Genomic DNA, 24,727 nt, shown 5'->3' with positions numbered 1-24,727 from the left:
CGGTTGGACGGGCGCTATGAAGGCTCTGATCGCTGCTCGATCCCAACGCGTCGCCATCGCCGTTCTGGTCTGGTTAATCACAATTCCGCTGATGGCCACGCTAATGGCACATGTCGAACAACCGGACCCGGCACACTTGGAAATGGGAGATTGGATGAAACGATTCGTAGCTGTGCCCGGCTTGCTGGCGCTCATGATCTTTCTATTCACTACGGCCATGGAACGGCCAGCCCAAGCAGAGACGCTTCCCGATCTAGCCACTCGCTCAGCCACCCATACGGAAGAACCTGACAAGCCTTTCGTTGCGCAGGTCGTCGGTCTGATTTGACTAAATCCGTTGCAACGCAAAGACTATTCAACAGAGTGGCAAACACTGTGGACGCAAGGGCTTGTTGCACCAAACAAAAACGATGACATGATGCGTACAGACCCGAAGTCGTTTGCGACACTCCAATCAGTCGCCGGGATTGCCTACGGGAATGAAGGTACGGAGACCTTCAAGGGTTTCTATCACAAATACATGTACGAATTTCCACTGCTGTTGCGTTCACGCTATGCGACAAACCCGAAGTATTTCTACACAGTGAGTCCTGACGATCGAAAAGACTGGCGTGAGCTGGCGGGTATTCGTGTCGAGCTTGCCATTCCCGATCGGCTGGACGCAGCTGAATCTCAAAGTTACTTGCAAGACTCGATTCGAAAAACGTTTTTCATCGGCAACCCACATTTTCCGAAGGTATGGAGCCGCGACACACCCCCTGACGTGCAGATCACACAAGGCGGTGCAAACGCCGGCTTCACGTCGTTGAACAACGCGCTGGACTATCTGCAGGCGAACCCCGACAAGAGCGTGTGGGTTATGAATTGGGACGCGCCGAATTTCCCGCCCACCGATGCCCAGATCAACGAGAACCTCGTCGTGCTGTTCCTCGCCGGCCCGACCTTCAACACCGAGCGCGAACCACTCGCGTGGATCGGCAAGGCCGCGACCGGCAACGCCGACGCGTTTTCGAAAAAGTCCGGCACGACACGAACGGTGCAGGCGTGGAAGGCAACCATCGATCAGGCGGCGCGCAACGCAGGGATCGCGATTCCGGATATCAGATACATCGTTCACGACGCCGGCACCGGTAGCGACGCCGCATCGGCGCGACTTGTCGGCCTATCGCAGACACTCACCGAAATCCTGCCGGAATACGACCACAAGAATCAGACGTTCAACACGTCGGCATTGCTCGGCGACATGGGAACCGGCAGCGCGTTGACCGACGTTGCGCTGGCAATCGGCCGGGTCAATCACTACGGCGGCAACGCGCTCGTCGCGGGCACGACCGACCCGAAACACCCCGCAGCCGTGGTGGTCATGCCACCGGCCAATCTCACGCCAATCGATCCGAACGAGGACTGGTTCCGTGCACGTGGCGGGAACAACGCCTACCTGCCGTGGTGGGGGCGTCGTCACGACACCAACTACGGAATGCAGGGCTATTCATGGTGATGCCAGCCGACGCGGCGCGTTGAGCACAAACGCACCCGCCACACCAAATCACACTGGGAATGGGTTATATGCGAGGAATCATTCGAGTAGGCGACCAGCACACTCACGGCGGCAAGGTCGAATCCGGAGCGGCGACGAGCAAGGTGATGGGACGCGCGGTCGCCCGTGTCGGCGATGCATGTTCGTGCCCGCTTCACGGCGCCTGCGTGATTGCTGAAGGAGACGAGGCGTTCAATGTCGAAGGTCGCCCCGCGGCATTCCACGATCACAAGACGTCCTGCGGCGCGGCCTTGATATCCACCCTGCAAACTTCCGGGCGCATCTGAATGGCACCGATTCGACGCATGACGGCCGAACAGTTTCGGTTGTTGAGGCTGCACGATACGCGGATCAAGCCGGTGAACCGGTGGGCGTTGTTTGAAATCTTCGTCAAGGGCCGGTCGCAGCGCAAGCTCGCCGCCGAACTCGGCATCACCAATTCCGCCATGTCGCAGCTGGTACGGAGAGCGTGGCAGCGATATCTGGCATTGCCGGGCAACGACACGCGCCTGACCACCCTGACGATCACGATCCCTGCCCGGTACGAAAGCGCCTTGCGTGCATGGGTGCGCGACACTCACCGACGGGCCACGCTACTCGATCCGCCGTGACCACCCGGTCGAGCCGGGGGAAACGCCGCGCCCCCTTCCCCGTTTCGCAGACATCGCGGGACGGTGCCATCTATCCATCGTTTCCACCGCAACCCTGAGACGGGGCCATCTCGCGCGGCGTCATTGATCAAGAAATAAATTCCCCAAACCTCCACAAAAACAAAACCACATTCCACGATAAGCCCAAACACCAACCCATTTTGGATCCTTTTTCCCTTCTGTCCCCCGTATCATTTCTCCGATTCTGAAAGAACTGAGCAAGAGACGGACATGAGCGAACCCACCACGCTGCACTACCTCGACTACGCAGCCACGACGCCCGCCGATCCCCGCGTGATCGAAGCGATGACGGCCTGCCTCGGCTTCGACGGCATCTTCGGCAACCCCGCATCGAGCTCGCACGCCGCCGGCCGGCTCGCGAAAGACAAGGTCGAGCAGGCCCGCGCGCAAGTCGCCGCGTTGATCGGCGCGGATGCCGACGAGATCGTCTGGACGTCCGGCGCCACCGAATCGAACAACCTCGCGCTGAAGGGTTACGCGGAAAACGCGACCGACAAGCGCCACCTGATCACGAGCCGCATCGAGCACAAGGCGATTCTCGACACGATGGCGAACCTGTCGAAGCACGGCATGTCGGTCACGTTCGTCGCGCCGACGCGCGACGGCGAAATCACCGCCGACGCCGTCGCTGCCGCCATCGGCCCCGATACGGGCCTCGTGTCGCTGATGCTGGTGAACAACGAACTCGGCACGCTGACCGATATCGCCGCGATCTCCCGCATCGTGCACGCCGCCGGCGCGCTGCTCCACGTCGACGCCGCACAGGCGCTCGGCAAGACGCCGATCGACGTGCGCGCGCTCGGCATCGACATGCTGTCGATGTCCGCGCACAAGGTGTACGGCCCGAAGGGTATCGGCGCGCTGTTCGTGCGCCGCGACATCGCCAACCGGATCGCCCCGCAAATCCACGGCGGCGGGCACGAGCGCGGCCTGCGCTCGGGCACGCTCGCGACGCATCAGATCGTCGGCATGGGCGTCGCATGCGAACTGGCCGCGGAAAAGCTCGACGGTGAAGCCGCGCGGATCGCGGCGCTCGGCGCGCGCCTGACGAACGCGCTCGCCGCGCTCGGCGACGTCACGCAGAACGCGGCCACGGCACGCCGCATCCCGCACACGCTGAGCCTGACGGTGAACGCGCCCGGCTTCTTCCCGTTCATGCTCGACGAAGCGCTTGCCGTGTCGTCGACCTCCGCGTGCAACTCGGCCAGCGGCGCACCGTCGCACGTGCTGACCGCGATCGGCCTCGACGCGGAGACGGCGGGCCGCACCGTGCGCGTGAGCTTCGGCCGCTTTACGACGGAGCAGGACGTCGATTTCGCGATCGCCTGTTTCCGCCGCACGATCGAGCAGTGTCGTGCGACGGCCGCGAACGGGTTTTCCGCTTCGCGGCAGATCACGCCGGCCGACCTGAAGGCGATCCGCAACGCCGGCTTCCGCTCGGTGATCTGCAACCGGCCCGACGGCGAAGGCGCCGACCAGCCCGCATTCGACGAGATCGCCGCGGCGGCCCGCGAACTGGGCCTCGACGCGCGTTACCTGCCGGTCGAGCGCGACCGCATCGGCGAGGCGGACATCGACGCGTTCGGCGCGCTGGTCGACACGCTGCCGAAACCGGTGCTCGCATACTGCGGAAGCGGCAACCGGGCCGGCATGCTGTGGAATCGCCTGTCGGCACGACGCACGGCCTGAGCCGGCACACTTCCGTCGTTACACCGCAACGTCCGCGTTCACGCACGAAGCCGACGCTTCGCTGCATGAACGCGCGGTGACGCCGGCCTACTCGGCCTCACGTCCCTTCATCGCCGTCCATCGGCGTATAGATCGCCAGCTTCAACGCGGGATCGTCGTTCGCCTGGAACGTCGCATACTCGTAGCGCTGCGTGCCGCGTTGCGCGTGGACGAGCATCTTCTCGCCCGACACGCCGCTGCGCACGTCGTGCTCGTCCCACCATTGCGCGAACTCGACGCTGCCGGCGCGCAGGCGTTCCACCAGCGCGACGAATGCCGGCTCGCTCGCGTAGAGATCGTGGTTCGTGCGAAACAGCGCGATCATCCGGCGCGCCTCGTCGGCCCAGCTCGCGGCGAAGAGCGCACGCGCGTGCGGCTCGACGAACATGTAGACAAGGATGTTGCGATCGGCTTCCGCCAGCCGGTCGAAGCCGAGCAGTTCGGCCGCGGCGGCATTCCACGCGAGGATGTCCCAGCGCCGCCCGGTCACGTATGCAGGCTGCTGAAGATAGGCAACGAGCCGCGCGATCGCGGGCGGCACACGCTCCGGCACGAACGCACGCGCCTCGTCGCGCCGTGCGAGCGTGCGCAGATGGGCGGCCTCGGCCTTGTCCAGCCGCAATGCGCGTGCCAGCGCATCGAGCGTCGCATCCGACGGGCTGACGTCGCGCCCCTGCTCGAGCCGCACGTACCAGTCGACGCCGATGCCGGCCAGTTCCGCCACTTCCTCGCGCCGCAGGCCGGGCGTACGCCGGCGTGGGCCGCCGTGCAGGCCGACGGCATCCGGCCGCAGCTTCTTGCGCCGCGAGCGCAGGAAATCGCCGAACGGCGTTCGCGTGGTGACGGTCATCGGGTTCGCTCCATGCAGGGTGGTATTGGCCGATCCTGGGCTCGTGCCGAGCCTTGTTGCGGATTCTAAGCCTGCCAGAATCGATGGGCCCCCTCCATCAGGAACCCTCATGAAAGCTGCGATTCTGAAGTCGCTCGGCCTGCCGCTTGCTATCGAGACGATACCCGACCCCGTGCTCGGCACCGGCGAGGTCATCGTGGATGTCGTCGCGACACCGGTTCTGCCCTACGCGCGCGAAGTGTTCAACGGCGCGCGTCGTTATCCGCTCGAACTGCCGATGGTGCCCGGCTGCGGCGCGATCGGCCGGGTCCGTCAAACCGGCCCCGACGCGACGCAGTTGCAGCCGGGCGACTGGGTGTTCTGCGATCCGACCGTGCGCTCGCGCGACGATGCGCGGATGCCCGACATCGTGCTGCAGGGCTGGAGCGCGCGCGGCGAAGGCGGCAAGCAGTTGCAGCGCTACTTTCACGATGGCCCGTTCGCCGAGCGGCTGCGCGTGCCGACCGAGAACGCGGTACGCATCGGCGATATCGCCTCGGCCGACGCCGCGCGCTGGTGCGCGCTCAATACGCTGCTCGTGCCGTACGGCGGGCTGCTCGCGTCCGACCTGCGCGCGGGCGAGATCCTGCTCGTCAGCGGTGCGACCGGCAACTTCGGCAGCGCATGCGTCGCGGTGGCGCTGGCAATGGGCGCGCGGTGCGTGGTCGCACCCGGCCGCAATGCGCGCGTACTTGCCGACCTCGAACGCCGCTTCGGCGGCCGCGTGCGCACGGTCGAGCTGACCGGCGATGAAACCGCTGATCGCGCCCGCATGCAGCAGGCAGCGCCGGGGCCGATCGACTGCGTGATCGACCTGATGCCGCCTTCGGTGCCGGCGACAACGGTGCGTGCCGCCGTGATGGCCGTGCGCCCCTACGGGCGCGTGGTGCTGATGGGCGGCGTCGGCATGCTCGGCGGGGCGGGGCTGGAGTTGCCGTATCCATGGATCATGCGCAACGACATCACGCTGCGCGGCAAGTGGATGTATCCAACGGAAGCGGTGACGCTGATGGCGGGGCTGGTTCACGGCGGGCTGCTCGATCTCGGGCATTTCGACGTGACGGCGTTCGCGCTCGACGACGCGAACGATGCGGTCGCGCATGCAGCCGCGAACGGCGGGCCGTTCAAGGTGACGGTGATCGCGCCCTGACCTCGGCACGCGGCGATCGTGGCGGAGCGCGATCCGGTGGAAAGCGCGCGCGAAACACTGCGCGAGTGGCCACCGGCCAAGCCCGGGCGCCAGTGAATTCCGGCACAATGCCCGTCGTGTCCGTCCCCCGAAACCCGCATGCCCTGCCCGTCAAACTCCCGCGCGCGGAAGCGCGCTGACACCGGCGCACCTTCCTCCGACAGCCCGAGCAACCGGCGGCATGCCGGCAGGGCCGCCGCGCTGCTGCTTGCCGTGAGCCTCGCCGCGTGCGACGCGACGCCCGTCCCTGACCGGCTCTCGGACTTCGATGCGACCTACGCGATGCAGGAGCGGTTCGGCCTCGGCGACGTGTTGGTATTTCTCGGGTCCTGCATCGGCGCCAAAAACCCGACGTATCCGGGCCAGGCCGCCTGCACCGCTGTCATCTACTCGAACGGCCACGGGACGGAAACGCAGGCCGATTTCCACTGGAACGGGAAGAAATGGGCGGCCGAGCCCACCCAGTCGCAGGATCTCCTGCCTTACCCCGATCCCAGGCTCGCAAAGTGGGTGAAGTAAGCGCGCGCGACGCGCCGCTACTTCGGATACTCCAGTTGCAGCGCGACCCAGCCCGATGTCGCGTCTCCGTAGCGTGCCGCGATGTCTCCGAGCACTCCCGGAAGCACCGATTCGCCACGCCGTCCGGCCGGCATCGCCACGCGCGCGTGCCCGGCATTCGCCGGCTGCGCCAGCAACCGCAGCCCGTGCCTCGACTCGATCACGCGCGCGCCCGCCGTCGCGACGACGTCGCTGCGCCAGGTCCGCGCCCACGCGTCGGCGGTCAATGCAACCGGAAGCTCGTCGAACCCGTCTTCGACCGGAAGATCGAACGTCTCGTGCCGCCAGAACGCGAGGCGGTTCGTCAATGCGACCGCTACCGCCGGCGCGGTCAACACGAACCGGCTGCCGTCATGAACGTCGCTCCATGCCTGCGCGCCGACGCGCCGCGCAGTCTCGCGCGCCGCGGCCGGCCCGGCCAGCGCACTCACCAATGCCAGCGATGCGGGAATCGACGCCGACACGCCGGTCGTCGTCATGACGTTGCCGTCCATCACATAGCGGCGATCGTCGACCCACGTCGTCCCGGTAAAGCGGCGACGCAGGCGGTCGCGCGAATACCAGTGCGACGTCGCCGTGCGCTGCTGGAGCAGGCCCGCGTTCGCGAGGACTTCCGCGCCATCGCAGATCGCCACCATCGTCGCGCCGCCAACGGCCTGCTTGCGCAACCACGCCAGCACCGCCGGCCGGTCGGCACCGTGCAGCGCGGGAACGATCACGACATCCGCCCCGGCCGGAACGGTCGCGTCGAACCGGTCGAACGTGGTGTCGGCCAGCATGCGCAACGCGGGCATCAGTTCGACCTCGCCTTCGTCGGCCGATACGGCGACGACATCGGCCGCACCGGACGTCTTCAGAATCGCGTACGGAACGATGAAATCGGTCGTCTCCGTTCCTGCATTGTCCGCGACGATCGCCACGAGCGGTCGCACGCGGCCCGCCTTCGGCGCGCCGACCGCAAGCACTCGTGCGACCGGCGGTGTGTCCTCCGCCCTCACCGGTGCCGCCAGCCCCGCCGCACACGCGCCCAGCATCGCGCACACGAGCAGCACTGCCCCGCCTGTCTTCCCTGACCGCATCGTCCATCCGTATTCGTCGATTGCACGTCCGGAAAATTACAAGGATCATGCTCGCGGTCACAAGGACAACTCCACCGCACTTTCTGCCATGTCCCAGTCAACCTGTTCGGCACGCGACATCGTTGTCGTCGGCTTCGAAGGCGTCCAGTCGCTCGACATCACGGGCCCGATGGAAGTGTTCGCGGTCGCGAACCGTCATCTTCCCGACCATGCGCGGCCGTACCGGCTCACGCTCGCGTCGCAACACGGCGACGACATCGTCACGCACGCGGGCCTGCGCCTCGCCGGTACGGCCGCGCTGGCGGCACTGCCGGGGCAGATCGACACGATCGTCGTCGCCGGCGGCAATGAAGCGGCGCTGCGACACGCGGCGTCGGAAGCCGGCGTACTGCCGTGGCTGCGCACGCGGATCGCGGACACGCGGCGAATCGCGAGCATCTGCACGGGTGCGTTCGTGCTCGCCGCGGGCGGATGGCTGGACGGCAAGCGCGCGACCACGCACTGGAACCAGTGTGCGACGCTGCAGGCGCTGTGCCCCGACGCGCGAATCGAACCGGACGCGATCTATGTGAGCGATCCGCCGTTTCATACGTCGGCCGGCGTGACGGCCGGCATCGACCTGTGTCTTGCACTCGTCGAGGCGGACTGCGGCGCGCCGACCGCGCTCGCGGTCGCGCGCGAACTCGTGCTGTTCGTGCATCGCCCCGGCGGGCAGGCGCAGTTCAGCGTCGGGCTCGACATCCAGGCCAACGCAACGCCGCGCATGCGGACGCTGCTCACCGGGATCGCCGACGATCCGACCGGCGATCTCGGCGTCGCCGCGCTGGCCGCACGGATGCACATGAGCGAACGCACGTTTGCGCGCAACTTCCTCAAGGAAACCGGGCAATCGCCCGCGCAGTTCGTCCTTGCGGCACGCGTCGAGCGCGCGAAGGCGCTGCTGGAGCGGGCCGACTGGCCGCTCGAACGGATCGCCGAGCAGTCGGGATTCGGCAGCGTCGACGCGTTGCAGCGCGCATTCGCGAAGCAGGTCGGCGTCTCGCCGCGCGACTATCGCGCCCGCTTCGGCGCGAGGCGCGACCGGCAGCGGATCGCTTAGGCCGGCGCACCGCACAATACGCGTTCCAGGATACGTTGAACCTGAACCCCATCGCGTACCTGCGGGTCGTGTGCCTGAATCACGTATACCGCGAGTTCCGGCTCGGCGATTCCGTAACCTCCGCAGCCACCAGATGGGGCGGCCGGCACCTGAGCAGTTTCGCGCGGGACTATCGTGCGATGTTCGGCGAGTTGCCGTCGGCCATCGCGAAGCCCCACGCACGCCACGCAACCTGAACGCCTGCCACCTTCCGGCGGCCGGTGCGAACGATCCCGCACCGGCCGCCGCCCTGCCTGCTACGTCACTCGTCCTGCTGTTCCTGCTGCGCCTGCACCTGCCGCTGCTGGATGAACTGCCGCACATCGCTCATCGTCACGCGGCCGGTGTGCTTCGCATCGATCTCGTCGAAGTGCTTCGACACGAAGCCGAGCCCGCTGCTCTGCGCCTGCGCCTTCGTCACGGCCGCGCCGTTGCTCAGCACCGTATTGGCGCCGAGCCGCGCATCGACACGCTGCTGCGCCTGCTGCTGCAACGTCGCGCCGGTCGACGGCAGCACCGGCGCCGCCCGCGTGGCAGGAAAGAACGGACCGTCGACACCGTGCCCGCCGTGCGGCAGCTTCACCGGCGCCACCGACTGCGGCGGCAACGCGTGGGCACTGCTCATCACGGCACCGAGGACGATCAACGGGGACATACGCCGCATCAAATTGATTAGGGACATGATCACTCGCATTCAATGGATGAATAGAGGGTTCCTTTGACAAGGAGTCCGTCGCTCACGGGGCCGCCGCCAGCGTCGTCGCGGCCGTCGCGCCCGGGACGCTGCCGGTCGGCACGCTCGGCGGGTTTTCATCCGGCCACGGCGGCGGCAGCGTATGCAGCGTCAGTGCCGTCGGAATCCGCGCGCCCTTGTAGAACGTCTTCAGGTCCCGCTTCATCTGCGGACGGGCGACGTCGTCCAGGTAGATCATGTGGCCGCCCTGGAAGAAGTTCACCTGCAGCTTCGGATTCAGGCCCTTCACCGTCTGCAGCCGCGCGAGCTGCTTCTCGGTGTTGAAGAACGGCGTCGCGAGATCGTGGAAACCGTTCTCCGCGAGCACGCGAAGCTTCGGGTTGAGCTGCAGCGCACCGAGCAGATCGGGGATCGTGTCGGGCATCGGCTGGCCGTCGTGCGAGAAGTCCCAGACGCCGATGATGTTGTCGTTCAGCGGCAGGTACGTCGCGTTCGGCGCGGTGTAGCCGAGGTAATCCGGCATCTGCGTCGCGAGCGCGTTCGTGAACGGCTGCGAAATCAGGATGTCGGACGGGTCGCCGTCGTTCTGCAGCCGCGGATCGGAGTTCGGCAACGACACGCGTCCGTCGTACCGGCCGATCGTCGTCCCGGGCAGCAGGCTCGTGCCGAACGGATTCGCGTTGAAGTAACCGCGCAGCGCCTGTTGCGTGAGGCTCGACGGGATCGACCACAGCTTGAGCGTCGCGTCGCTCGGGAACACCGGCGTGCCGAGCGCATCCGGAATGCCGAGCTGGCTCAACACCCACGACTGCGAATACTTCTGCAGCTGGTTGTAGATCAGCGTCGTGAACAGTTCCGTCTGCAGTGCGTACAGATCCTGGTTCACCGGTGCCGGCGAAACCTGGTTGAAGTACGCCGCGACCGCCGCATAACCGGGCAGGTAACCGGCCACGGTATCGGTTTCGAGCAGCAGCCCCTCCGTCGACTGCGTGATCGCGACAGCTTCCACCGCATCCGCGAAGTAGTTCAGGATTGCCGACTGCAGCACGATGCCCGTCAGGTGCACGCCGGCCGATTCGAGCGCCAGCGCGAGCATGTCGGTACGCGGCGTGCCGTACGATTCGCCGTACAGGTAGATCGGCGACGTGCTGCGGCTGTTGACGTTCAGGTAGCGCTGGATGAAGTCGCGCATGATGTTCACGTCCGCATCGGAACCCCAGTACTTGTGGTTGGTGTTCGGCAACACGGCTTCCGACAGCCCGGTGCCGGGCGGGTCGATGAACACGAGGTCGGTGGTGTCGATCAGGCTGTCGGCGTTGTCGACGAGCGGATAGTTCGGCCAGTTGCTGCCGAACCCCGGATCGGGCGTGGCCACGCGGGTCGGCGCGAACGAGCCGAGACGCAGCCAGATCGACGACGAGCCGGGGCCGCCGTTATAGACGAACGTGACGGGGCGCGGCTTGCCGTTCTTGCTCGGCGCGGTGTACGCGACATACGACATCGACGCTTCCGCATTGCCGTTCGCGTCCTGCGCGGTCAGGTGGCCGGTGGTCGTCGTGTAGTCGACGGTCGTGCCGCCGTTTTTCCACTGGTAATGCATGACGGCCGCTTTCTCGGACACCTGCGCGGGGGCGAGGCCGTCGGTCGCGTTCATCGAATAGGCGACCGGGTCGACGTAAGGCTGGTTGGCCGCAGGCGCCTGACTGCTGGCCGCTTGCGCGCTGGCCTGCTGACTGGCCGTTGTCTGCGCGAGACTCGATGCGCCGACGGACGACGAATCGTCGCCGCCGCACGCCGCGAGCGCCAGTGTCATCGCGGTCAATGCGCCTAGCCCGGCCATCCGGCCGCGACGGCCATGGCGGCTGCCGGTACTGCTCCTGTCTGGTTTCATCTCGTTCCTTGTGGCTGGTTCGGATACCGCTTCACAAAGGCCGCCCTCACTGGCGAGACGCGCAGCAACACCCGCCACTCGCGCAAAGGCGGTTGGGATCGGACTGCTTCAAGAGACTGAACGTGATACAGACACAGCAAACTGCTGGCGAGAATCGTGCTTGAACCGCCCCCTGCAGTTTGGACTTCTTTTCTGATTACCGAAATTTACGACATCGACAAAATAGGCGGTGCTGCGCCGCGTTGTCAAAGATCATTCCGATATTAAAAATCCCGTAATGATGCGAAGGGCCGCCAGTGTCTGGCATTTGAAAGAATACGGGATTATTCGTGCAAGGTGCGTCTTGTCGGCAATGCCGCGCCGAATATTTTACTTTTCGCGCACAACGACGAAGCCTTTACTGCATTGATGCAGCACGCTCAATACCTTCAGATCGACAGGATTTTTCTTTCATTTTTATTATCGCCAACCGATTAATGCATTGCGGCGAAATGCAGGCTCGATTCGAAGATTCGATTCACTTCAATCATTCTTCAATCCGGGGCTTATGCATCCCCGCCACCCATAAAATACCGATTTCGCGGAATTGCATCGGTTCCAGTGGAATTATTTACCCGATATCCGGCCGGGTTCGTCGATGCGCGAGCGGCGTGCGATTCATCCGCTGCCCGCGCGACGACGTGCGCACGTGCCGCACGTCGTCCATCGCGAAGCCGGTTCAACCCGCGCTCAATGCCCGCCGCCCGGCAGCGCGATATCGATCAGCACCGGGTCGTGATCCGACGAACGATACGCGTCCGGCGCGTAGAACGTCTTCTGCTGCTCCGCCGATTTGTAGGCGAGCGTGTACTGCAGCGCGAGCGGCTCGTCCGCGTTGATGTGCCATTCGTGCACGGCCTTCACGTGCGACGCGAGCGGCAGTGTCGCGAGCGCGTGATCGAGATAACCGGCTTCGCCGTTGTACACATAGCTGTACGCATTCGGGCCGATCCAGCGCGCGACGAGGTTGCGATAGCCGCGCGATTCGAGCGTGCGGATCGGGTCTTCGTACGTGTAGCTGTTGAAATCGCCGATCAGCAGCACGCCCTGGCCCGCGACGCCCGTCGGGTTGCCGGCGAGCCAGTCGGCCACCTTCGCCGCCGCGCGCGTGCGCGTCGGGTTCCAGCAACCCTGGCCGTCACCCTGGTCGAGATCGTCGTTCGCGGCGTCCGGGCAGTTCTTCGACTTCAGGTGGTTCACGGCCACCGTCAGCGCCTGCTTGTTGCCGCCGACCAGCCGGAACGACTGCGCGAGCGGCTGGCGGTTCTTGTCGTCGATCGCGAGCGTGGCCGCGCGGCCGACCGGCTCGACCTTGCGGCTGTCGTAGATCATCGCGACCGTGATCGCATCGCCGCCGAGCCGCGACGTGCCCGGATCGACCACGCGCCACTGGCTGCCGAGCTTCGCCGCAAGCTGGCGCACCGCGCTCAGTTCGCCGTAGCCGTTGTTCTGGATTTCCATCAGGCCGATCACGTCGGCGTCGATCGCCTTCAGCGCGCTGACGATCTTCGCTTCCTGGCGCTGGAATTCCTGGAAGTTCTTCGCGCCGCGGTTGTTCGGATCGTCGAAGCCGCCGCCGAGACCGTTGCCGTTGAAGTAGTTGAGGACGTTGAACGACGCGACGCGCAGGTTCGATTTCGGATCGCGCGCGGGCGCGTTGGTGCGCGGGTTCGTGCGCGCATCGAATGCCGGCACGGCCGCGCCGGGCAGCGGCTGCACGCGCCATGCGCCGTAACGCACTTCGAGCACGCCTTCGACGTCGCGCACCGTGTAGCCCGCACGCAGCGTGTTCGCGGCCGACAGGCCCGGCGCCGGGTACGGCACGGTCGCGGGGTTCTGCTTGTTCGAGCCGTCGTCGAGGATCAGGCGGTTGCGTGCGTTCGCATCGATCTGCGTCTGTGCCTGCGCGGGCGGCACGACGCTCGTCGGCGTGCGCAGGCGACCGTTGCTGAGCATCACGCTGCCGTAACGGCCGAGCTCGTAGTTGTCGGTGACGTTCAGCGTCTGCGGCAAGCGCACCAGCATCCCTTCATACGCGGCGAACGCGTTCGGGCTGTCGACCGGCAGCGTGAGCGTCGCGGGCGTGACGGTCTGGCCGTTCGCGCACACCGCGATCGCGCCCGACTGCGTGAGCTGCGTCTGCCCGTACTTCTCCTCGACCTTGCCCGTCACATGCACGAGGTCGCCGGCCTTCGCGCGCACTTTCGGCGCATAGACGAACAGGCCCTCGGACACGCCCGGCTGGTTGCGGCGCTGCGCGTCGGCCTGCTGGACGAAGAAGCCGCCGAAGCCGTCCGTGCCGCCGAAATCGGCGGTGACGACGGCTTCGATCGACACGTTCTGGCCGGCGAGCGGCGACGGCGCGCCCGGCCCCTGGATATCGGCGATCGGCGTCGTGCTGCCGCCGCAGTTCGGGCTGACGGGCGCGGCGGTGGCGGCGAAAACCGGCGCGGCAAGCGTCGGGAGCAGCAATAGCGGGGTGAAGAGGCGGATTGTCGAGCGCATGACGGGGAATCCCGGTTGTGAGGGTGGCGAAAGCTTAGCGGCGCTCAATGACAGTTTTTGGTAATCGAAAGACAGGCCGATGTAATTGTCGTCATCACGCCGCGATCGCCGTCGTTCGCATGTCCGGGCCCGAAAATGCGGGGGAAATCGTCCGACAAAAAATTCGTCGTGCTCGCGACGACTCCCCCGCGTGCCTTCGCTCATGATCCGCCGCGCTAAACCGTCCCCGGCAACGCGCTCGACACCAGCACGGCCGCCACCATCAGCACGCCGCCGAGCACGACCGCCTCGATCCGCAGCACCGCACCGAATTGCCGCAGCGGGCCGGCCGGCATCGCGGCGGCCGGGTCCTTCAGCGCGGCCAACAGCTTCGGCATCCCGAAGAAGCGGTTGTGTCCGCCGAGCGCCGCGGCAATCAGCACCAGCGAGAGCTTCAGCAGCAGGATCTGCCCGTACGTCGACGCGAGCAGGTTGGCGGGCGTATCGACGCCGCGCCAGCCGTTGTACGCGCCGGTCGCGAACAACACGATCAGCGCATATGTCGATGCATCGGACAGCGACTGCACGAACGATGCGCCCGTCGTGCGTTCGCTCGCGGGCAGGCCGGTGAGCCGCGGCATCACGCCGAACGCCGTCACGAGCACGAGCCCGACCCACGCGCTGATGGCCAGCAGATGCAGCCAGTCGATCCACACCGGCACGCTGAACAGCCCCGCGTCGACCGGATGCCCGCCGTTGCTGCGCGCGAGCGCGACACAGGCGAGCGCGGCCCAGATCGCGAACGGAAAGCGCGAATCGCGCGCTCGCCTGACGAACGACAGCAGCACGACGACGAGCATGAATACGGCGCCGGCCAACCACGCATGACCGAACCCCGTGCCCGCGAGCATCGCGCGGACGGACGGCCCGGCTTCGAGCATCGACACGTCGCTCATCAGCGCGCAGTGCGCCCAGAACGCGGTGATGCTGGCAAGCAGCGATATGACGGACGCGATGCGCAGCGTCGCGACGAGCCGCCGCCCGATGCCGTGCTGCCACGCCGACGCGCCGCGCGCGAGCCAGTGGCTGCCGAGCAGCGCGCCGACGACGACGGCGAACCCGGCATTCTGGATCGCCACCGACACGAGCCGCAGGAGACCGACGAAGCCGTCGTTCACCCTTTCACCCGGAACGTATAGGCGCCCTTGGTGCGATGCGCATCGGCCGTCATCGCGACCCACTGCACCGTGTACGCGCCCGGCGCGAGCTTCGGCATCGCAATGGTCATCACGCGCGGGTTCGAAGCATCGATCTTCGCCTTTTCCTGCGAGACGGCGTTGCCGTTCGCGTCCGACACCTTCACCGAACTGAACGTCGGTTCGAGGTCTTCGTTGAAGGTGAGCCGCAACGTGTCGGGCGCCGTGTCGACCGTGCTGCCCGTCGCCGGTGCGGCGCTTTCCAGCTTGCCGTGCGCCGAGGCGGCGACCGGCGCGGCCGCGACGATCGTGCCGGCCACGGCGAAGGCGGCCAGCCGCCTGAGAGTCGTGATCTTCATGTTCATGTCTCGTATCACGGCTTCTTCAGCTCGACGACGGTCAGTGCACCGTTCACGTCTTCCGCGACGAAGTCGATCTTGTCGCCCGCCTTCACCTGCGACAGCATCGCCGGGTCCTTCACCTTGAACACCATCGTCATCGCATCCATCCCGAGGTTCTCGAGCGGGCCGTGCTTGATCGTCAGCCTGGCCGCAGCCATGTCGACCTTGCGGATTTCGCCGTGCGACATGCTCCGCTTTGCCGCGGCTTCCTGCTTCGCGCCACCGCTCATGTCCATCCCGGCCATGTCGCCTGCCGCGTACGACGCGGCGGAAAACGCCAGCGCCCCACCCGTTGCCATCAAAACCAGTCCCTGCTTCATCGTGTCGACTCCCGTGTGAGTGAATGGAAACCGGCGGCCGCATCGGTACGGCCGCCGCATGCTGCTGCTCAACCGTCCGGCAGTTCGCCGGTGTACTCGTACGCGACGGTTCCCTTCGGATGCCTGAACCAGCCCGGATCGCGATAGTCGTTGCGGCCGAGGCCCTGCCGCACCTTGCAGACCGTGAACATGCCGCCCATCTCCAGCGGCCCGAACGGGCCCGTGCCCGTCATCATCGGCAGCGTGTTGTCGGGCAGCGGCATCTCCATGCCGCCCATCGCGCCGCCCGTGCTGCCCATCGCCATGTAGTCGGGCACGAGCTTGCCGATGCGCTTCGCGAGATCCTGCTGCGGCACGCCGATCAAATTCGGCACCTGATGCCCCATCGCATTCATCGTGTGATGCGACTTGTGGCAGTGGAACGCCCAGTCGCCCGGGCGATCGGCGCTGAACTCGATCGCGCGCATCTGCCCCACCGCGACATCGGCCGTCACTTCCGGCCAGCGCGCCGCCGGCGGAATCCAGCCGCCGTCGGTGCCCGCGACTTCGAAGCTGTAGCCGTGCAGGTGGATCGGATGATTCGTCATCGTCAGGTTTCCGAAGCGAATCCGCACGCGGTCGCCCGCGCGCACCGGCAGCGGATCGATGCCCGGGAACACGCGCGAGTTGAAGGTCCACATGTTGAAGTCCGTCATCTCGTTCACGCGCGGCGTGTAGCTGCCCGGATCGATGTCGTACGCGGCGAGCAGGAACACGAAGTCGCGATCGACCGGCATCGTGCCGCGATCCTTCGGGTGCACGATGAACATGCCCATCATCCCCATCGCCATCTGCACCATCTCGTCGGCGTGCGGGTGATACATGAACGTGCCGTGCGCCTCGAGCTGGAACTCGTAGACGAAGGTCTTGCCGGGCGGGATATGCGGCTGCGTGAGGCCGCCGACGCCGTCCATCCCGTTCGGCAGCCGCAGCCCGTGCCAGTGGATCGTCGTGTGCTCGGGCAGCCGGTTGGTCACGAAGATGCGCACCTTGTCGCCTTCGACGGCCTCGATCGTCGGGCCGGGCGACTGGCCGTTGTAGCCCCACAGGTTCGCGTTCATGCCGGGCGCCATCTCGCGCACGACGGGCTCGGCCGTCAGGTGGAACTCCTTCCAGCCGTTCTTCATCCGCCACGGCAGCGTCCAGCCGTTCAGCGTCGCGACGGGCGTGTACGGCCGGCCGTTCGGCGGCACGAGCGGCGGCTGCGTGCCGGTTTTCGTCATCGTGGGCGCTTCGGGCAACGACGCGGCGCCGGCCTTGCTGACCATCGCCGAACCGAGCAGCGCGGCGCCCGAGTGGCTGAGAAATTGTCGACGGGACACCATGTCAATGACCTTCAGGATGCGTTTGCGTCGCGGGCGCCGATTGCGCCGCGGAGGTTGAAGCCGGCTGCGGCGCAGCGTCGGCGCTGGAAGCGGGCTCCGGCCGGGCAGATGGCGTCGGACGCGGCACGTCGCCCGGCGTCGGCAGCCGGCCCCCGACGGCCATCTGCAGATCGGTTTCGGCGAGCCAGTAGTCCTTCAGCGCATCGATGTAGCCGTTCACCGCGCCGACCTGTTCGCGTGCATCGGCCAGCAGCTCGAACACGCTCGCGAGCATCCCGTTGTAGCGCAGCAGCAGCTCGTCCGAGATCGTCTTGCGCAGCGGCACGACTTCGTCGCGATAGTGGGTGGCGACGTCGTAGCTCGTCACGTAGGCCGCATACGATTCGCGCACTTCGGAACGCGCGTCGATGGCCGTTTTCGCGAGCCGGTTCGCCGACTGCATGTAGACGGCCTCGGCCCGCGCGACCTTCGCGCCGCCCCAGTCGAACAGCGGAATCTCGACGCTGATCTCGAAGCCGTGCTCGTGACCCTTGCCGGTCTCGTAGTCGTTCACGTAGCCGAGATCCACCGCATTGACGAAGCGCGTGGCCTTGCTCAGGCCGAGCGACGACGCGACACCCTGCGTCTGCAGCTTCGCGGCCTGGATGTCGAGGCGGTTGCGCATCGCGAAACGTTCGAGATCGGGCAGGTCCGGCCGCGCTTTCGGCAGGTCGGGCAAGCGCTCGGGCAGCGCGTATCGCGTGCGTTCGCCCCACAGCCCCATCGCGCGCGTGAGCTTCTCGCGCGCGGCCACGGCCTGCTGGCGCGCCTTCGCGTGCTGCGCGACCGCATCGGCGTGGAACGCCTGTTCCCGCGCGTAATCGAGGCGGCTGAAGTTGCCGGCCTGCCGCATGCGCTGCGCGAGTTCGGCGGCCGCACTCGCGGCATCGCGCACCTGCCCTGCATAGTTCGCGGCCTGCTCGGCCGCGACGGCCTCGACATACGCGCGGCGCGCGTCGGCGGCCACCTTCAGCATCGCGTCGGCGGTTTCGAGCTTGGTCTGCTCGAAGCGACGGCGTTCGATGTTCGTCGCGAGCGGCAAGGTCAGCAGCGCGAACACGTTCGCCGAAAACGTGCGGCCGAGCGTCAGCTCGCCGTCGCCCGCGCGGGTGCGGCTGAACGCGAAACGCGGGTTCGGCAGCCGGCCGGCCTGGACGAGATCGGCCTCCGACAGCCCCAGTTCCGCGTACGACGCCTGCAGGCCGCGGTTGTTCAGCAGCGCGACCTGCACCGCATCGTCGATCGACAGCGGCCTGGCGAGCAGTTCCTTCGTGCGCGTGTCGACGGCTTCACGGTCGACGTCGGTCCTGACCACGACCGCGTCCTTGCCGATGCGCTCCGACGCGACGGACGACACCGCGTCGAAACCGCCGTCCTTCGAAAACGTCGTGCAGCCGGCGAGGAAGGCCAGCACGGCCGCGGCCGCGCCGATCCTCGGCGAGATCGACAGCATCGTCATCGCGCGGCCTCCTCGTGCATCGAACGGGTAGCGCCGCCAGCCGCATGACCGGTCGTGCGCCCCTTCGCGGGCCGTTCCGTCACGTCGCGGTTCAGCTGTTTCCAGCCCGGGCCTTCGTCGTCCCGATACGGCCGGTAGCCGTCGAATACGGACGTCACGGTGACGTCCGGCACCGCCGCGGCGGCGTCCGCCGGATCGGGCAGCGGGATTTGCGCAGGCGCGAGCGACGGCACGATGGCCGCCGCGCCAAGCAGCGCCGCAGTAATCAATCGCATGAATGGGTCTCGTCGTGTGTCGTCCGGCGGACGGGATGCCGCCGCCGGAGCGGATTGCGGAGCACGGCCGGTCTGGGCCGCGGGCGGGGTCTAGACGAGAAGCCGGCGCGGCGGCCTGTCGATGCCGCCGGTCAGGAACGACACGACCCCGGCCGCGGGCGGCGGCGAGACGATCGCCGCGCGAACGCCGGCCGCGGCGGGGACGGCGGGCGCGCCCGGCATGCCGGCGCCGACGCAGCAGGACACGCACGCGGAACACGCCGGCGCATGCCGGGCGTGGCTGTCGGCATCGTGATGGCCGTCCTGCGCGGCCGCCATCGTGTGCGACGCCGCTTCCATCGGCGCTATGGCAACGCGTTCGCACTGCATCGAAACAGTCGCGAACGACTGGATCGGCAGGCTCAGCGCCAGCAGCACGACGACGAGGAATTTGCGCCAGTACGACATGGATGCGGAATCAGGCAGGCAACGACCGGATGGGCCGGCGCGGCGCCGTGACAGCGCGTGCCGGGGGACAAGACGGCCGCAGCTTAGCGCCGTCGCGGTGACGACGACATGGCCGAAACATGACCGGATTTTCATGAAACTCGGGCGACGCGGCGCAAGCGCTTCATGACCATTCCGTCATCCGGCGGTCATTCTTCGCGCACGCTCGGCGCCCTATGCTCACGCGTTACACTGACCGGCTGGAATCACGGACAGCCTGCCTCACCATGCGGATACTGATAGTCGAAGACGAACCCAAGATGGCGTCGTACCTCCGGAAAGGGATGATGGAGGCGAGCTACACGGTCGACATTGCGGAAACCGGCAAGGACGGGCTGTTCCTTGCGCTGCACGAGGATTTCGATCTCGTCGTGCTCGACGTGATGCTGCCGGAAATGGATGGCTTCGAGGTGCTCCGGCGCCTGCGCGCGCAGAAGCAGACGCCGGTGCTGCTGCTCACGGCGCGCGAGGCGATCGAGGACAAGGTCGCCGGGCTCGAGCTGGGTGCCGACGACTACCTGCTCAAGCCGTTCGCGTATGCCGAGTTTCTCGCGCGCATCCGCTCGCTGCTGCGACGCGCGCCGCGCAACGTGCGCGACATCCTGCATGTCGCCGATCTCGAAGTCGACCTGATCCGCCGCCGCGTGCGGCGCGCCGACACCCGCATCGACCTGACCGCGCAGGAATTCGCGCTGCTGCAGTTGCTCGCCGAACGCGAAGGCGAAGTGCTGACGCGCACCTTCATCACGTCGCAGATCTGGGACATGAATTTCGACAGCGACACGAACGTCGTCGATGCCGCGATCAAGCGCCTGCGCGCGAAGATCGACAACGCCCATGAGAAGAAGCTGATCCACACGATCCGCGGGATGGGCTACGTGCTCGAGGATCGTTCGTGACGCGCAGCAGCCCGGCCTCGTATTCGCTGCTGCGGCGCCTGACGCTGGCGTTCGCCGTCGTCGCCGCGCTCGTGTTCGCGCTGACCGGCGCGTACCTGTATCGCTCGCTGTCCGCCGAGCTGACGCGGCGCGACGACATCGAGATCTCCGGCAAGCTCAACCAGTTCCTGCAGCTTGCGCACGCGAGCGGCTCGGCTGCCGCGCTGCGCGCCGATCCGGCCGTGTTTCATGAAGTGCTGCTGTCGCATCCGGGCGTCTATCTCGGCATCTACGACGCGCGGAACCGCGCGCTCGTCGAGCATTCCGACGAAGCCGGCCACTCGCTGGCGTCGGTGATCGCCGCGCCCCATCCGGCCAGCGCAACCGGCACGCCGTTCACGTGCGCGCCGCCCGGCATCGGCACGTCGCGCTGCGTGTATGCGCGCGCCACGCTGCCGTCCGGCGATGCGATCCAGGTTGCGCTTGCACGCACGGCGACCGATCGCCAGTCGTTGCTCGAAAGCTATCGCGTCGACATCTGGCTCGCGGCGGCCGCGGGCGCGCTGCTGGTCGGCGCGCTCGGTTACGCGGTCGCGTCGCGCGGCCTGCGCCCGGTCGAGAGCCTCGGTCGCCAGACGTCACGCATCGAGGCGCACAACCTGAACGCGAGGCTCGACGCGCGTGGCGGCCCGGTCGAGCTGCGTGAACTCGCGACGTCGGTCAACCGGATGCTCGACCGCCTCGAACGCGCGTTCGTGCGGCTCTCCCAGTTCTCGTCCGATCTCGCGCACGACATGCGCACGCCGCTCGCCAACGTGATCAGTTCGTCGCAGGTCACGCTGTCGCGCGCGCGCACGACCGAGGAATACGAAGCGCTGATCGATTCGAACATCGAGGAATGCGAACGGCTGCAGCGGATGATCGAGAACATGCTGTTTCTCGCGCGCACCGACAATGCGCGCCAGCACCTGAAGACCGCCGAACTTGACGCGGGCGGCGAACTGCGCCGGCTCGCGTCGTATTTCCAGGCGCTTGCCGATGAAGCCGGCGTGCGCATCGACGTGCAAGGCGAAGCGACCGTCGTCGCCGATGCGACGCTGTTCCGGCGCGCCGTCAGCAATCTCGCGTCGAACGCGCTTGAACACGCGCAAGCCGGGTCGACGATCGAGCTGGCGGTGTCCACGCAAGGCGGCTATGCGGTCGTCGAAGTCACCAATCGCGGTGCCGCGATTCCGCCCGAACAGGTCGAACGGATCTTCGAGCGTTTCTACCGCATCGATTCGTCACGGCACGGCGCGGCGCGCAACGCGGGCCTCGGGCTCGCGATCGTGAAATCGATCATGGAGCTGCATCGCGGCAAGGTCGAAGTCGCAAGTCGTGACGGGCGCACGACGTTTGCGCTTCATTTTCCGCTCGGCGCCGAAGGGTAAGGCGCTTCCCGCGCGTGTCGCATCGGCATGACGGCCGGCGCGACACCAGGCGAAGCACGACGACGACGCCCCTTCACTCCCCAGGTTCGCGCCGGATTTTCGCCTGGCGGCGATTGCGATCGTTCAGTATCTGGTGCCGGCGATGGTCGGTCAGCTTCTTCCAGTCACGCGCCTCGTCGCGCGTGCGCAGGCAGCCGACACAAAAGCCCGTCCGGCCGTCGAACGCGCACAGCTCGATGCACGGTGATTTCACGGCCACGGTCAGGCCTTCGCAGGCGTCATCACTTCGACGGTCACGTGCGACACGCCGTCGAAACCCTCGATCAGCGCATGGTAGAAACGCGCGTCGCGCACCGTCTCGACGGTCTCGACCGACACGATCGCACTCATGTGGCCCGGCCCGACACGCCACACGTGAAGATCGTTGACCTTGTCGCCCAGCGCCTCGATCGCATCACGTATGCGCGCCGCCAGCTTGCGGTCGACGTTGACGTCGAGCAGGATGCCGCCGGTATCGCGCATCAGCCCGTACGACCAGTTCGCGATCACGAGCGCGCCGACAATGCCCGCGACAGGGTCCATCCAGACCCAGCCGAATGCATGTGCGAGCAGCAGGCCGACGATGGCCAGCACCGACACGGCCGCGTCGGCGATCACGTGAACGTAGGCCGACCGGATGTTGTGGTCGCGATGGGCCGCCGTGTGCGAACCGTGATCGTGATGCGCATGATGGTCATCGTCGTGATCATGGTCGTGGTCGTGCCCATGATGATGACCGTGCCCATGGCCATGCCCGTGGTGATGGCCGCCGCTCAGCAGCCACGCGCTGGCGAGATTCACCGCGAGCCCCAGCACGGCAATCGGAATCGCTTCGCCGAAGTGAATGGGCACGGGCGCCAGCAGACGCGCAACCGCCTCGTAGCCGATCAGGATCGCGATCATCGCGAGCACGATCGCGCTCGTGAACCCGGCCAGATCGCCCAGCTTGCCGGTGCCAAACACGAAGCGCGGATCGTCCGCATGCTTGCGCGCATAGGTATAGGCCAGCGCGGCGATCAGCATCGCGCCCGCATGCGTCGACATGTGCAACCCGTCGGCGACGAGCGCGAGCGACCCGAACAGTGTGCCGCCGACGATCTCGGCCACCATCATTGCCGAGCACAGGCCGATGACCATCCACGTCCTGCGTTCGTTCTGCTCGTGCGCCGCACCGAGAAAGATATGGTCGTGCCCGGCGCCGAATGCGTCATCCTGGAAAGCGTTCATGTCCTGCCCCGATTACTTGAAATAGCTGTGCACCACGTCGATCAGCTGCTCGGTCGCGCTGCCTTCGTGTGCGTCAGGCTCGTGCGCATCGACCAGATGCTCGCGAATGTGGTCTTCCAGCACGACGGCCAGCAGCCCGTTCATCGCGCCGCGACAACTCGTGATCAATTGCAGGACCTCGTTGCAGCCGCGCTCCTCCCCGAGCGCGCGCTCGATGGCCTCGACCTGGCCCTTGATCCGGCGCACGCGGTTCAGCAGCTTCTGTTTTTCACGAACGGTATGGCTCATCGACGACGGGCTCCTGGATAGGGAGGGGGAGTATATATCCGGAAGGGTTCCCGTATAGGGGAGAGGGGTATATTTTTTGGGATGAAGGCTTGTCGAAAGGTATCCGCTCGGCTAGACTGCCCTTCGTCTTTGGGGAGTAGCCTGCTTTCCGTCTCCGGAAAGCGAACGCGTCAACACACTCGGCCTGCGGCCGTGGCGCGTTCAGCCTGATCGGCCTGGCGAGACCATCGGCACATCGCGTCGTTCCTGGTCGGACGTCGGCGGATGTGCCATGGTTCGTCAACGTCCGACCACGGAGTCCCCATGTTCCCCGCCACCCTCTCCCCGCGTTTCGCCGCCGTCCGCACGCATGCCTGCGGAGGTGCCGCATGACGTTCATGTTCGTCGAACTGGCGGTCATGCTGATCGTCATCCTCGTCGCCGCCGAGGTCTTCACCAATGCGCTCGAACATCTCGGCGAACGCCTGAAGATTTCCGAAGGCGTCACCGGTTCACTGTTCGCCGCCGTCGGCACCGCGCTGCCCGAAACGATGGTGCCGCTGCTCGCGCTCGCCGGCGGCACGGCGAACCCGGCCGTGAACGAGGAGATCGGTGTCGGCGCGATTCTCGGCGCGCCGCTGATGCTCGCCACGCTCACCACGTTCCTCATGACGCTCGCGGTGATCCGCTCGCGCGGGCCGCGCGGCACGATCACGCCCGAACGGACGGGTTTCGTGCGCGACCTGAACTACTTTCTCGCCGCGTTCTCGCTGGCCACCGCCGCGATGTTCGTCCCGCATCACAACAGCGCCGTGCGCGCGCTGCTCGCCGCGATGCTGGTCGGGATCTACGTGATGTATGTCGTGATGACGTTCCGTGCGTCGAACCAGCTCGTCGATGCCGGGCATGGCACCGAGGCGCCGCACAAGATGTTCCTGTCGCGCGTGGGCTTGCCGACCAACCTGGCAACCATCGCGCTGCAGCTGCTCATCGGCGTCGCGCTGCTGGTCGGCGGGGCGAAGGGTTTCATTCACGGCGTGGAAGGCGTGTCGCACGTGCTCGGCGTATCGGCTCTGCTGCTGTCGCTGATCATCGTGCCGATCGCGACGGAGTTGCCCGAGAAGGTCAACAGCGTGCTGTGGATCCGCCGCGGGAAGGACACGCTCGCGTTCGGCAACATCACCGGCGCGATGGTGTTCCAGGGCACGCTGCTGCCGGCGATCGGCATCATGCTGACGCCGTGGGAGCCGCGCCTCGAAGTGCTGACCGGCGTGATCGTCACGCTCGCGGCGGCCGCATGGCTGCGCGTCAATGCGCGCACGCGCGGGCTCGCGATCTGGGCGTTGCTGGCGAACGGCGTGGGTTACGCAGCCTATCTGTTCCTGACACTGGCCCGGTAACCCGGCTCACGCGGCACGGGCACGCTGCCGCGGTGCGAACGATGCACCG

General features: G+C 66.6%; 25 protein-coding genes, 1 pseudogene and 1 riboswitch. Of the genes and pseudogenes, 11 read left to right on the top strand and 15 right to left on the bottom strand.

All coding sequences use genetic code 11. From position 1 onward, the window contains the following. Positions 1-154 precede the first annotated feature (154 nt). The 4 genes and pseudogenes from L810_RS19660 (at position 155) to L810_RS19650 (ending at position 3,897) form a co-directional block, all read left to right on the top strand. Positions 155-1,498: pseudogene (locus L810_RS19660) on the top strand (virulence factor). Between the two features lie 68 nt (positions 1,499-1,566). After that, positions 1,567-1,824, top strand: coding sequence for a PAAR domain-containing protein (locus L810_RS45405; protein ID WP_081052751.1), 258 nt, complete (start codon positions 1,567-1,569; stop codon positions 1,822-1,824). Between the two features lie 18 nt (positions 1,825-1,842). Then, positions 1,843-2,148, top strand: a complete 306-nt coding sequence (locus L810_RS19655; protein ID WP_021160018.1) for a TrfB-related DNA-binding protein — start codon at positions 1,843-1,845, stop codon at positions 2,146-2,148. Positions 2,149-2,418: 270 nt separating this feature from the next. Further along, positions 2,419-3,897, top strand: coding sequence for an aminotransferase class V-fold PLP-dependent enzyme (locus L810_RS19650; RefSeq protein ID WP_021160016.1), 1,479 nt, complete (start codon positions 2,419-2,421; stop codon positions 3,895-3,897). Positions 3,898-3,994: 97 nt separating this feature from the next. Here the strand turns inward: L810_RS19650 and L810_RS19645 are convergent, their stop codons facing one another. Further along, complete coding sequence (locus L810_RS19645; protein WP_021160015.1) at positions 3,995-4,786, bottom strand: helix-turn-helix transcriptional regulator; 792 nt, start codon at positions 4,784-4,786, stop codon at positions 3,995-3,997. Positions 4,787-4,895: 109 nt separating this feature from the next. Here L810_RS19645 and L810_RS19640 point away from each other — a divergent pair, with 109 nt between their 5' ends. Together L810_RS19640 and L810_RS19635 are read left to right on the top strand one after the other, a co-directional pair. Beyond that, positions 4,896-5,975, top strand: coding sequence for an alcohol dehydrogenase catalytic domain-containing protein (locus tag L810_RS19640; protein ID WP_042975399.1), 1,080 nt, complete (start codon positions 4,896-4,898; stop codon positions 5,973-5,975). A 138-nt stretch (positions 5,976-6,113) separates the two neighbouring features. Beyond that, on the top strand, positions 6,114-6,533 hold the full coding sequence (locus L810_RS19635) for a hypothetical protein (RefSeq protein WP_042975396.1): 420 nt from the start codon (positions 6,114-6,116) through the stop codon (positions 6,531-6,533). A gap of 17 nt (positions 6,534-6,550) precedes the next feature. Here L810_RS19635 and L810_RS19630 read toward each other — a convergent pair whose 3' ends face one another. Then, positions 6,551-7,651 carry a DJ-1/PfpI family protein gene (locus L810_RS19630; protein WP_042975394.1) on the bottom strand — a complete coding sequence of 367 codons (1,101 nt, stop codon included), beginning with the start codon at positions 7,649-7,651 and terminating at the stop codon, positions 6,551-6,553. An 88-nt stretch (positions 7,652-7,739) separates the two neighbouring features. On the opposite strand from L810_RS19630, the gene L810_RS19625 reads away from it, so the two are divergent. Further along, a complete protein-coding gene (locus tag L810_RS19625; protein ID WP_021160012.1) occupies positions 7,740-8,750 on the top strand; it encodes a GlxA family transcriptional regulator in 1,011 nt (336 codons plus the stop codon). 35 nt (positions 8,751-8,785) lie between these two features. Beyond that, positions 8,786-8,986, top strand: a complete 201-nt coding sequence (locus L810_RS19620; protein WP_021160011.1) for a helix-turn-helix domain-containing protein — start codon at positions 8,786-8,788, stop codon at positions 8,984-8,986. Positions 8,987-9,051: 65 nt separating this feature from the next. Here the strand turns inward: L810_RS19620 and L810_RS19615 are convergent, their stop codons facing one another. From L810_RS19615 to L810_RS19570, 10 genes are all read right to left on the bottom strand, one after another. Then, the gene (locus L810_RS19615; protein WP_224052028.1) at positions 9,052-9,444 is read right to left on the bottom strand and encodes a 2-oxoglutarate dehydrogenase; all 393 of its coding nucleotides are present in this window, start codon (positions 9,442-9,444) and stop codon (positions 9,052-9,054) included. Positions 9,445-9,526: 82 nt separating this feature from the next. Then, positions 9,527-11,374, bottom strand: coding sequence for a S10 family serine carboxypeptidase-like protein (locus L810_RS19610; RefSeq protein WP_021160009.1), 1,848 nt, complete (start codon positions 11,372-11,374; stop codon positions 9,527-9,529). A gap of 729 nt (positions 11,375-12,103) precedes the next feature. Next, entirely contained in the window at positions 12,104-13,918 is a 1,815-nt protein-coding gene (locus L810_RS19605; protein WP_021160007.1) for an ExeM/NucH family extracellular endonuclease, read from the bottom strand. 215 nt (positions 13,919-14,133) lie between these two features. Then, the gene (locus L810_RS19600; RefSeq protein ID WP_021160005.1) at positions 14,134-15,075 is read right to left on the bottom strand and encodes a copper resistance D family protein; all 942 of its coding nucleotides are present in this window, start codon (positions 15,073-15,075) and stop codon (positions 14,134-14,136) included. Then, the gene (copC, locus tag L810_RS19595; RefSeq protein WP_042975421.1) at positions 15,072-15,452 is read right to left on the bottom strand and encodes a copper homeostasis periplasmic binding protein CopC; all 381 of its coding nucleotides are present in this window, start codon (positions 15,450-15,452) and stop codon (positions 15,072-15,074) included. The genes L810_RS19600 and copC overlap by 4 nt, the downstream gene beginning before the upstream one ends. Positions 15,453-15,466: 14 nt before the next feature. After that, positions 15,467-15,814 carry a copper-binding protein gene (locus tag L810_RS19590; RefSeq protein ID WP_021160003.1) on the bottom strand — a complete coding sequence of 116 codons (348 nt, stop codon included), beginning with the start codon at positions 15,812-15,814 and terminating at the stop codon, positions 15,467-15,469. Between the two features lie 68 nt (positions 15,815-15,882). Beyond that, entirely contained in the window at positions 15,883-17,178 is a 1,296-nt protein-coding gene (locus L810_RS19585) for a multicopper oxidase family protein (RefSeq protein WP_021160002.1), read from the bottom strand. Between the two features lies 1 nt (position 17,179). Continuing rightward, a complete protein-coding gene (locus tag L810_RS19580; protein ID WP_021160001.1) occupies positions 17,180-18,676 on the bottom strand; it encodes a TolC family protein in 1,497 nt (498 codons plus the stop codon). Then, on the bottom strand, positions 18,673-18,951 hold the full coding sequence (locus tag L810_RS19575) for a hypothetical protein (protein ID WP_021160000.1): 279 nt from the start codon (positions 18,949-18,951) through the stop codon (positions 18,673-18,675). The genes L810_RS19580 and L810_RS19575 overlap by 4 nt, the downstream gene beginning before the upstream one ends. A 90-nt stretch (positions 18,952-19,041) precedes the next feature. Continuing rightward, the gene (locus L810_RS19570) at positions 19,042-19,398 is read right to left on the bottom strand and encodes a hypothetical protein (RefSeq protein WP_021159999.1); all 357 of its coding nucleotides are present in this window, start codon (positions 19,396-19,398) and stop codon (positions 19,042-19,044) included. Between the two features lie 266 nt (positions 19,399-19,664). Here L810_RS19570 and L810_RS19565 point away from each other — a divergent pair, with 266 nt between their 5' ends. Both L810_RS19565 and L810_RS19560 read left to right on the top strand, forming a co-directional pair. Further along, entirely contained in the window at positions 19,665-20,336 is a 672-nt protein-coding gene (locus tag L810_RS19565) for a heavy metal response regulator transcription factor (RefSeq protein ID WP_042975392.1), read from the top strand. Then, positions 20,333-21,745: a heavy metal sensor histidine kinase gene (locus L810_RS19560; RefSeq protein WP_021159997.1), complete on the top strand. Its 1,413-nt coding sequence runs from the start codon at positions 20,333-20,335 to the stop codon at positions 21,743-21,745. Before L810_RS19565 ends, L810_RS19560 begins: the two co-directional genes overlap by 4 nt. Before the next feature lie 73 nt (positions 21,746-21,818). Here L810_RS19560 and L810_RS19555 read toward each other — a convergent pair whose 3' ends face one another. The 3 genes from L810_RS19555 to L810_RS19545 are packed head-to-tail and all read right to left on the bottom strand — an operon-like array spanning position 21,819 to position 23,299. Further along, positions 21,819-22,004 carry a DUF1289 domain-containing protein gene (locus L810_RS19555; RefSeq protein ID WP_021159996.1) on the bottom strand — a complete coding sequence of 62 codons (186 nt, stop codon included), beginning with the start codon at positions 22,002-22,004 and terminating at the stop codon, positions 21,819-21,821. 2 nt (positions 22,005-22,006) lie between these two features. Then, the gene (dmeF, locus tag L810_RS19550; protein ID WP_021159995.1) at positions 22,007-23,011 is read right to left on the bottom strand and encodes a CDF family Co(II)/Ni(II) efflux transporter DmeF; all 1,005 of its coding nucleotides are present in this window, start codon (positions 23,009-23,011) and stop codon (positions 22,007-22,009) included. Positions 23,012-23,023: 12 nt separating this feature from the next. Then, a complete protein-coding gene (locus L810_RS19545) occupies positions 23,024-23,299 on the bottom strand; it encodes a metal/formaldehyde-sensitive transcriptional repressor (RefSeq protein ID WP_021159994.1) in 276 nt (91 codons plus the stop codon). Positions 23,300-23,418: 119 nt separating this feature from the next. Then, positions 23,419-23,593: riboswitch (yybP-ykoY riboswitch) on the top strand. 74 nt (positions 23,594-23,667) lie between these two features. On the opposite strand from L810_RS19545, the gene L810_RS19540 reads away from it, so the two are divergent. After that, the gene (locus tag L810_RS19540; protein ID WP_021159993.1) at positions 23,668-24,678 is read left to right on the top strand and encodes a sodium:calcium antiporter; all 1,011 of its coding nucleotides are present in this window, start codon (positions 23,668-23,670) and stop codon (positions 24,676-24,678) included. Positions 24,679-24,727 lie beyond the last annotated feature (49 nt).

The sequence above is a fragment of the Burkholderia sp. AU4i genome (assembly GCF_000466765.1).
Classification (GTDB): domain Bacteria; phylum Pseudomonadota; class Gammaproteobacteria; order Burkholderiales; family Burkholderiaceae; genus Burkholderia; species Burkholderia cepacia.
The sequence above is the reverse complement of the archived record's forward strand: the minus strand, read 5'-3'. Positions and strand labels throughout refer to the sequence as shown.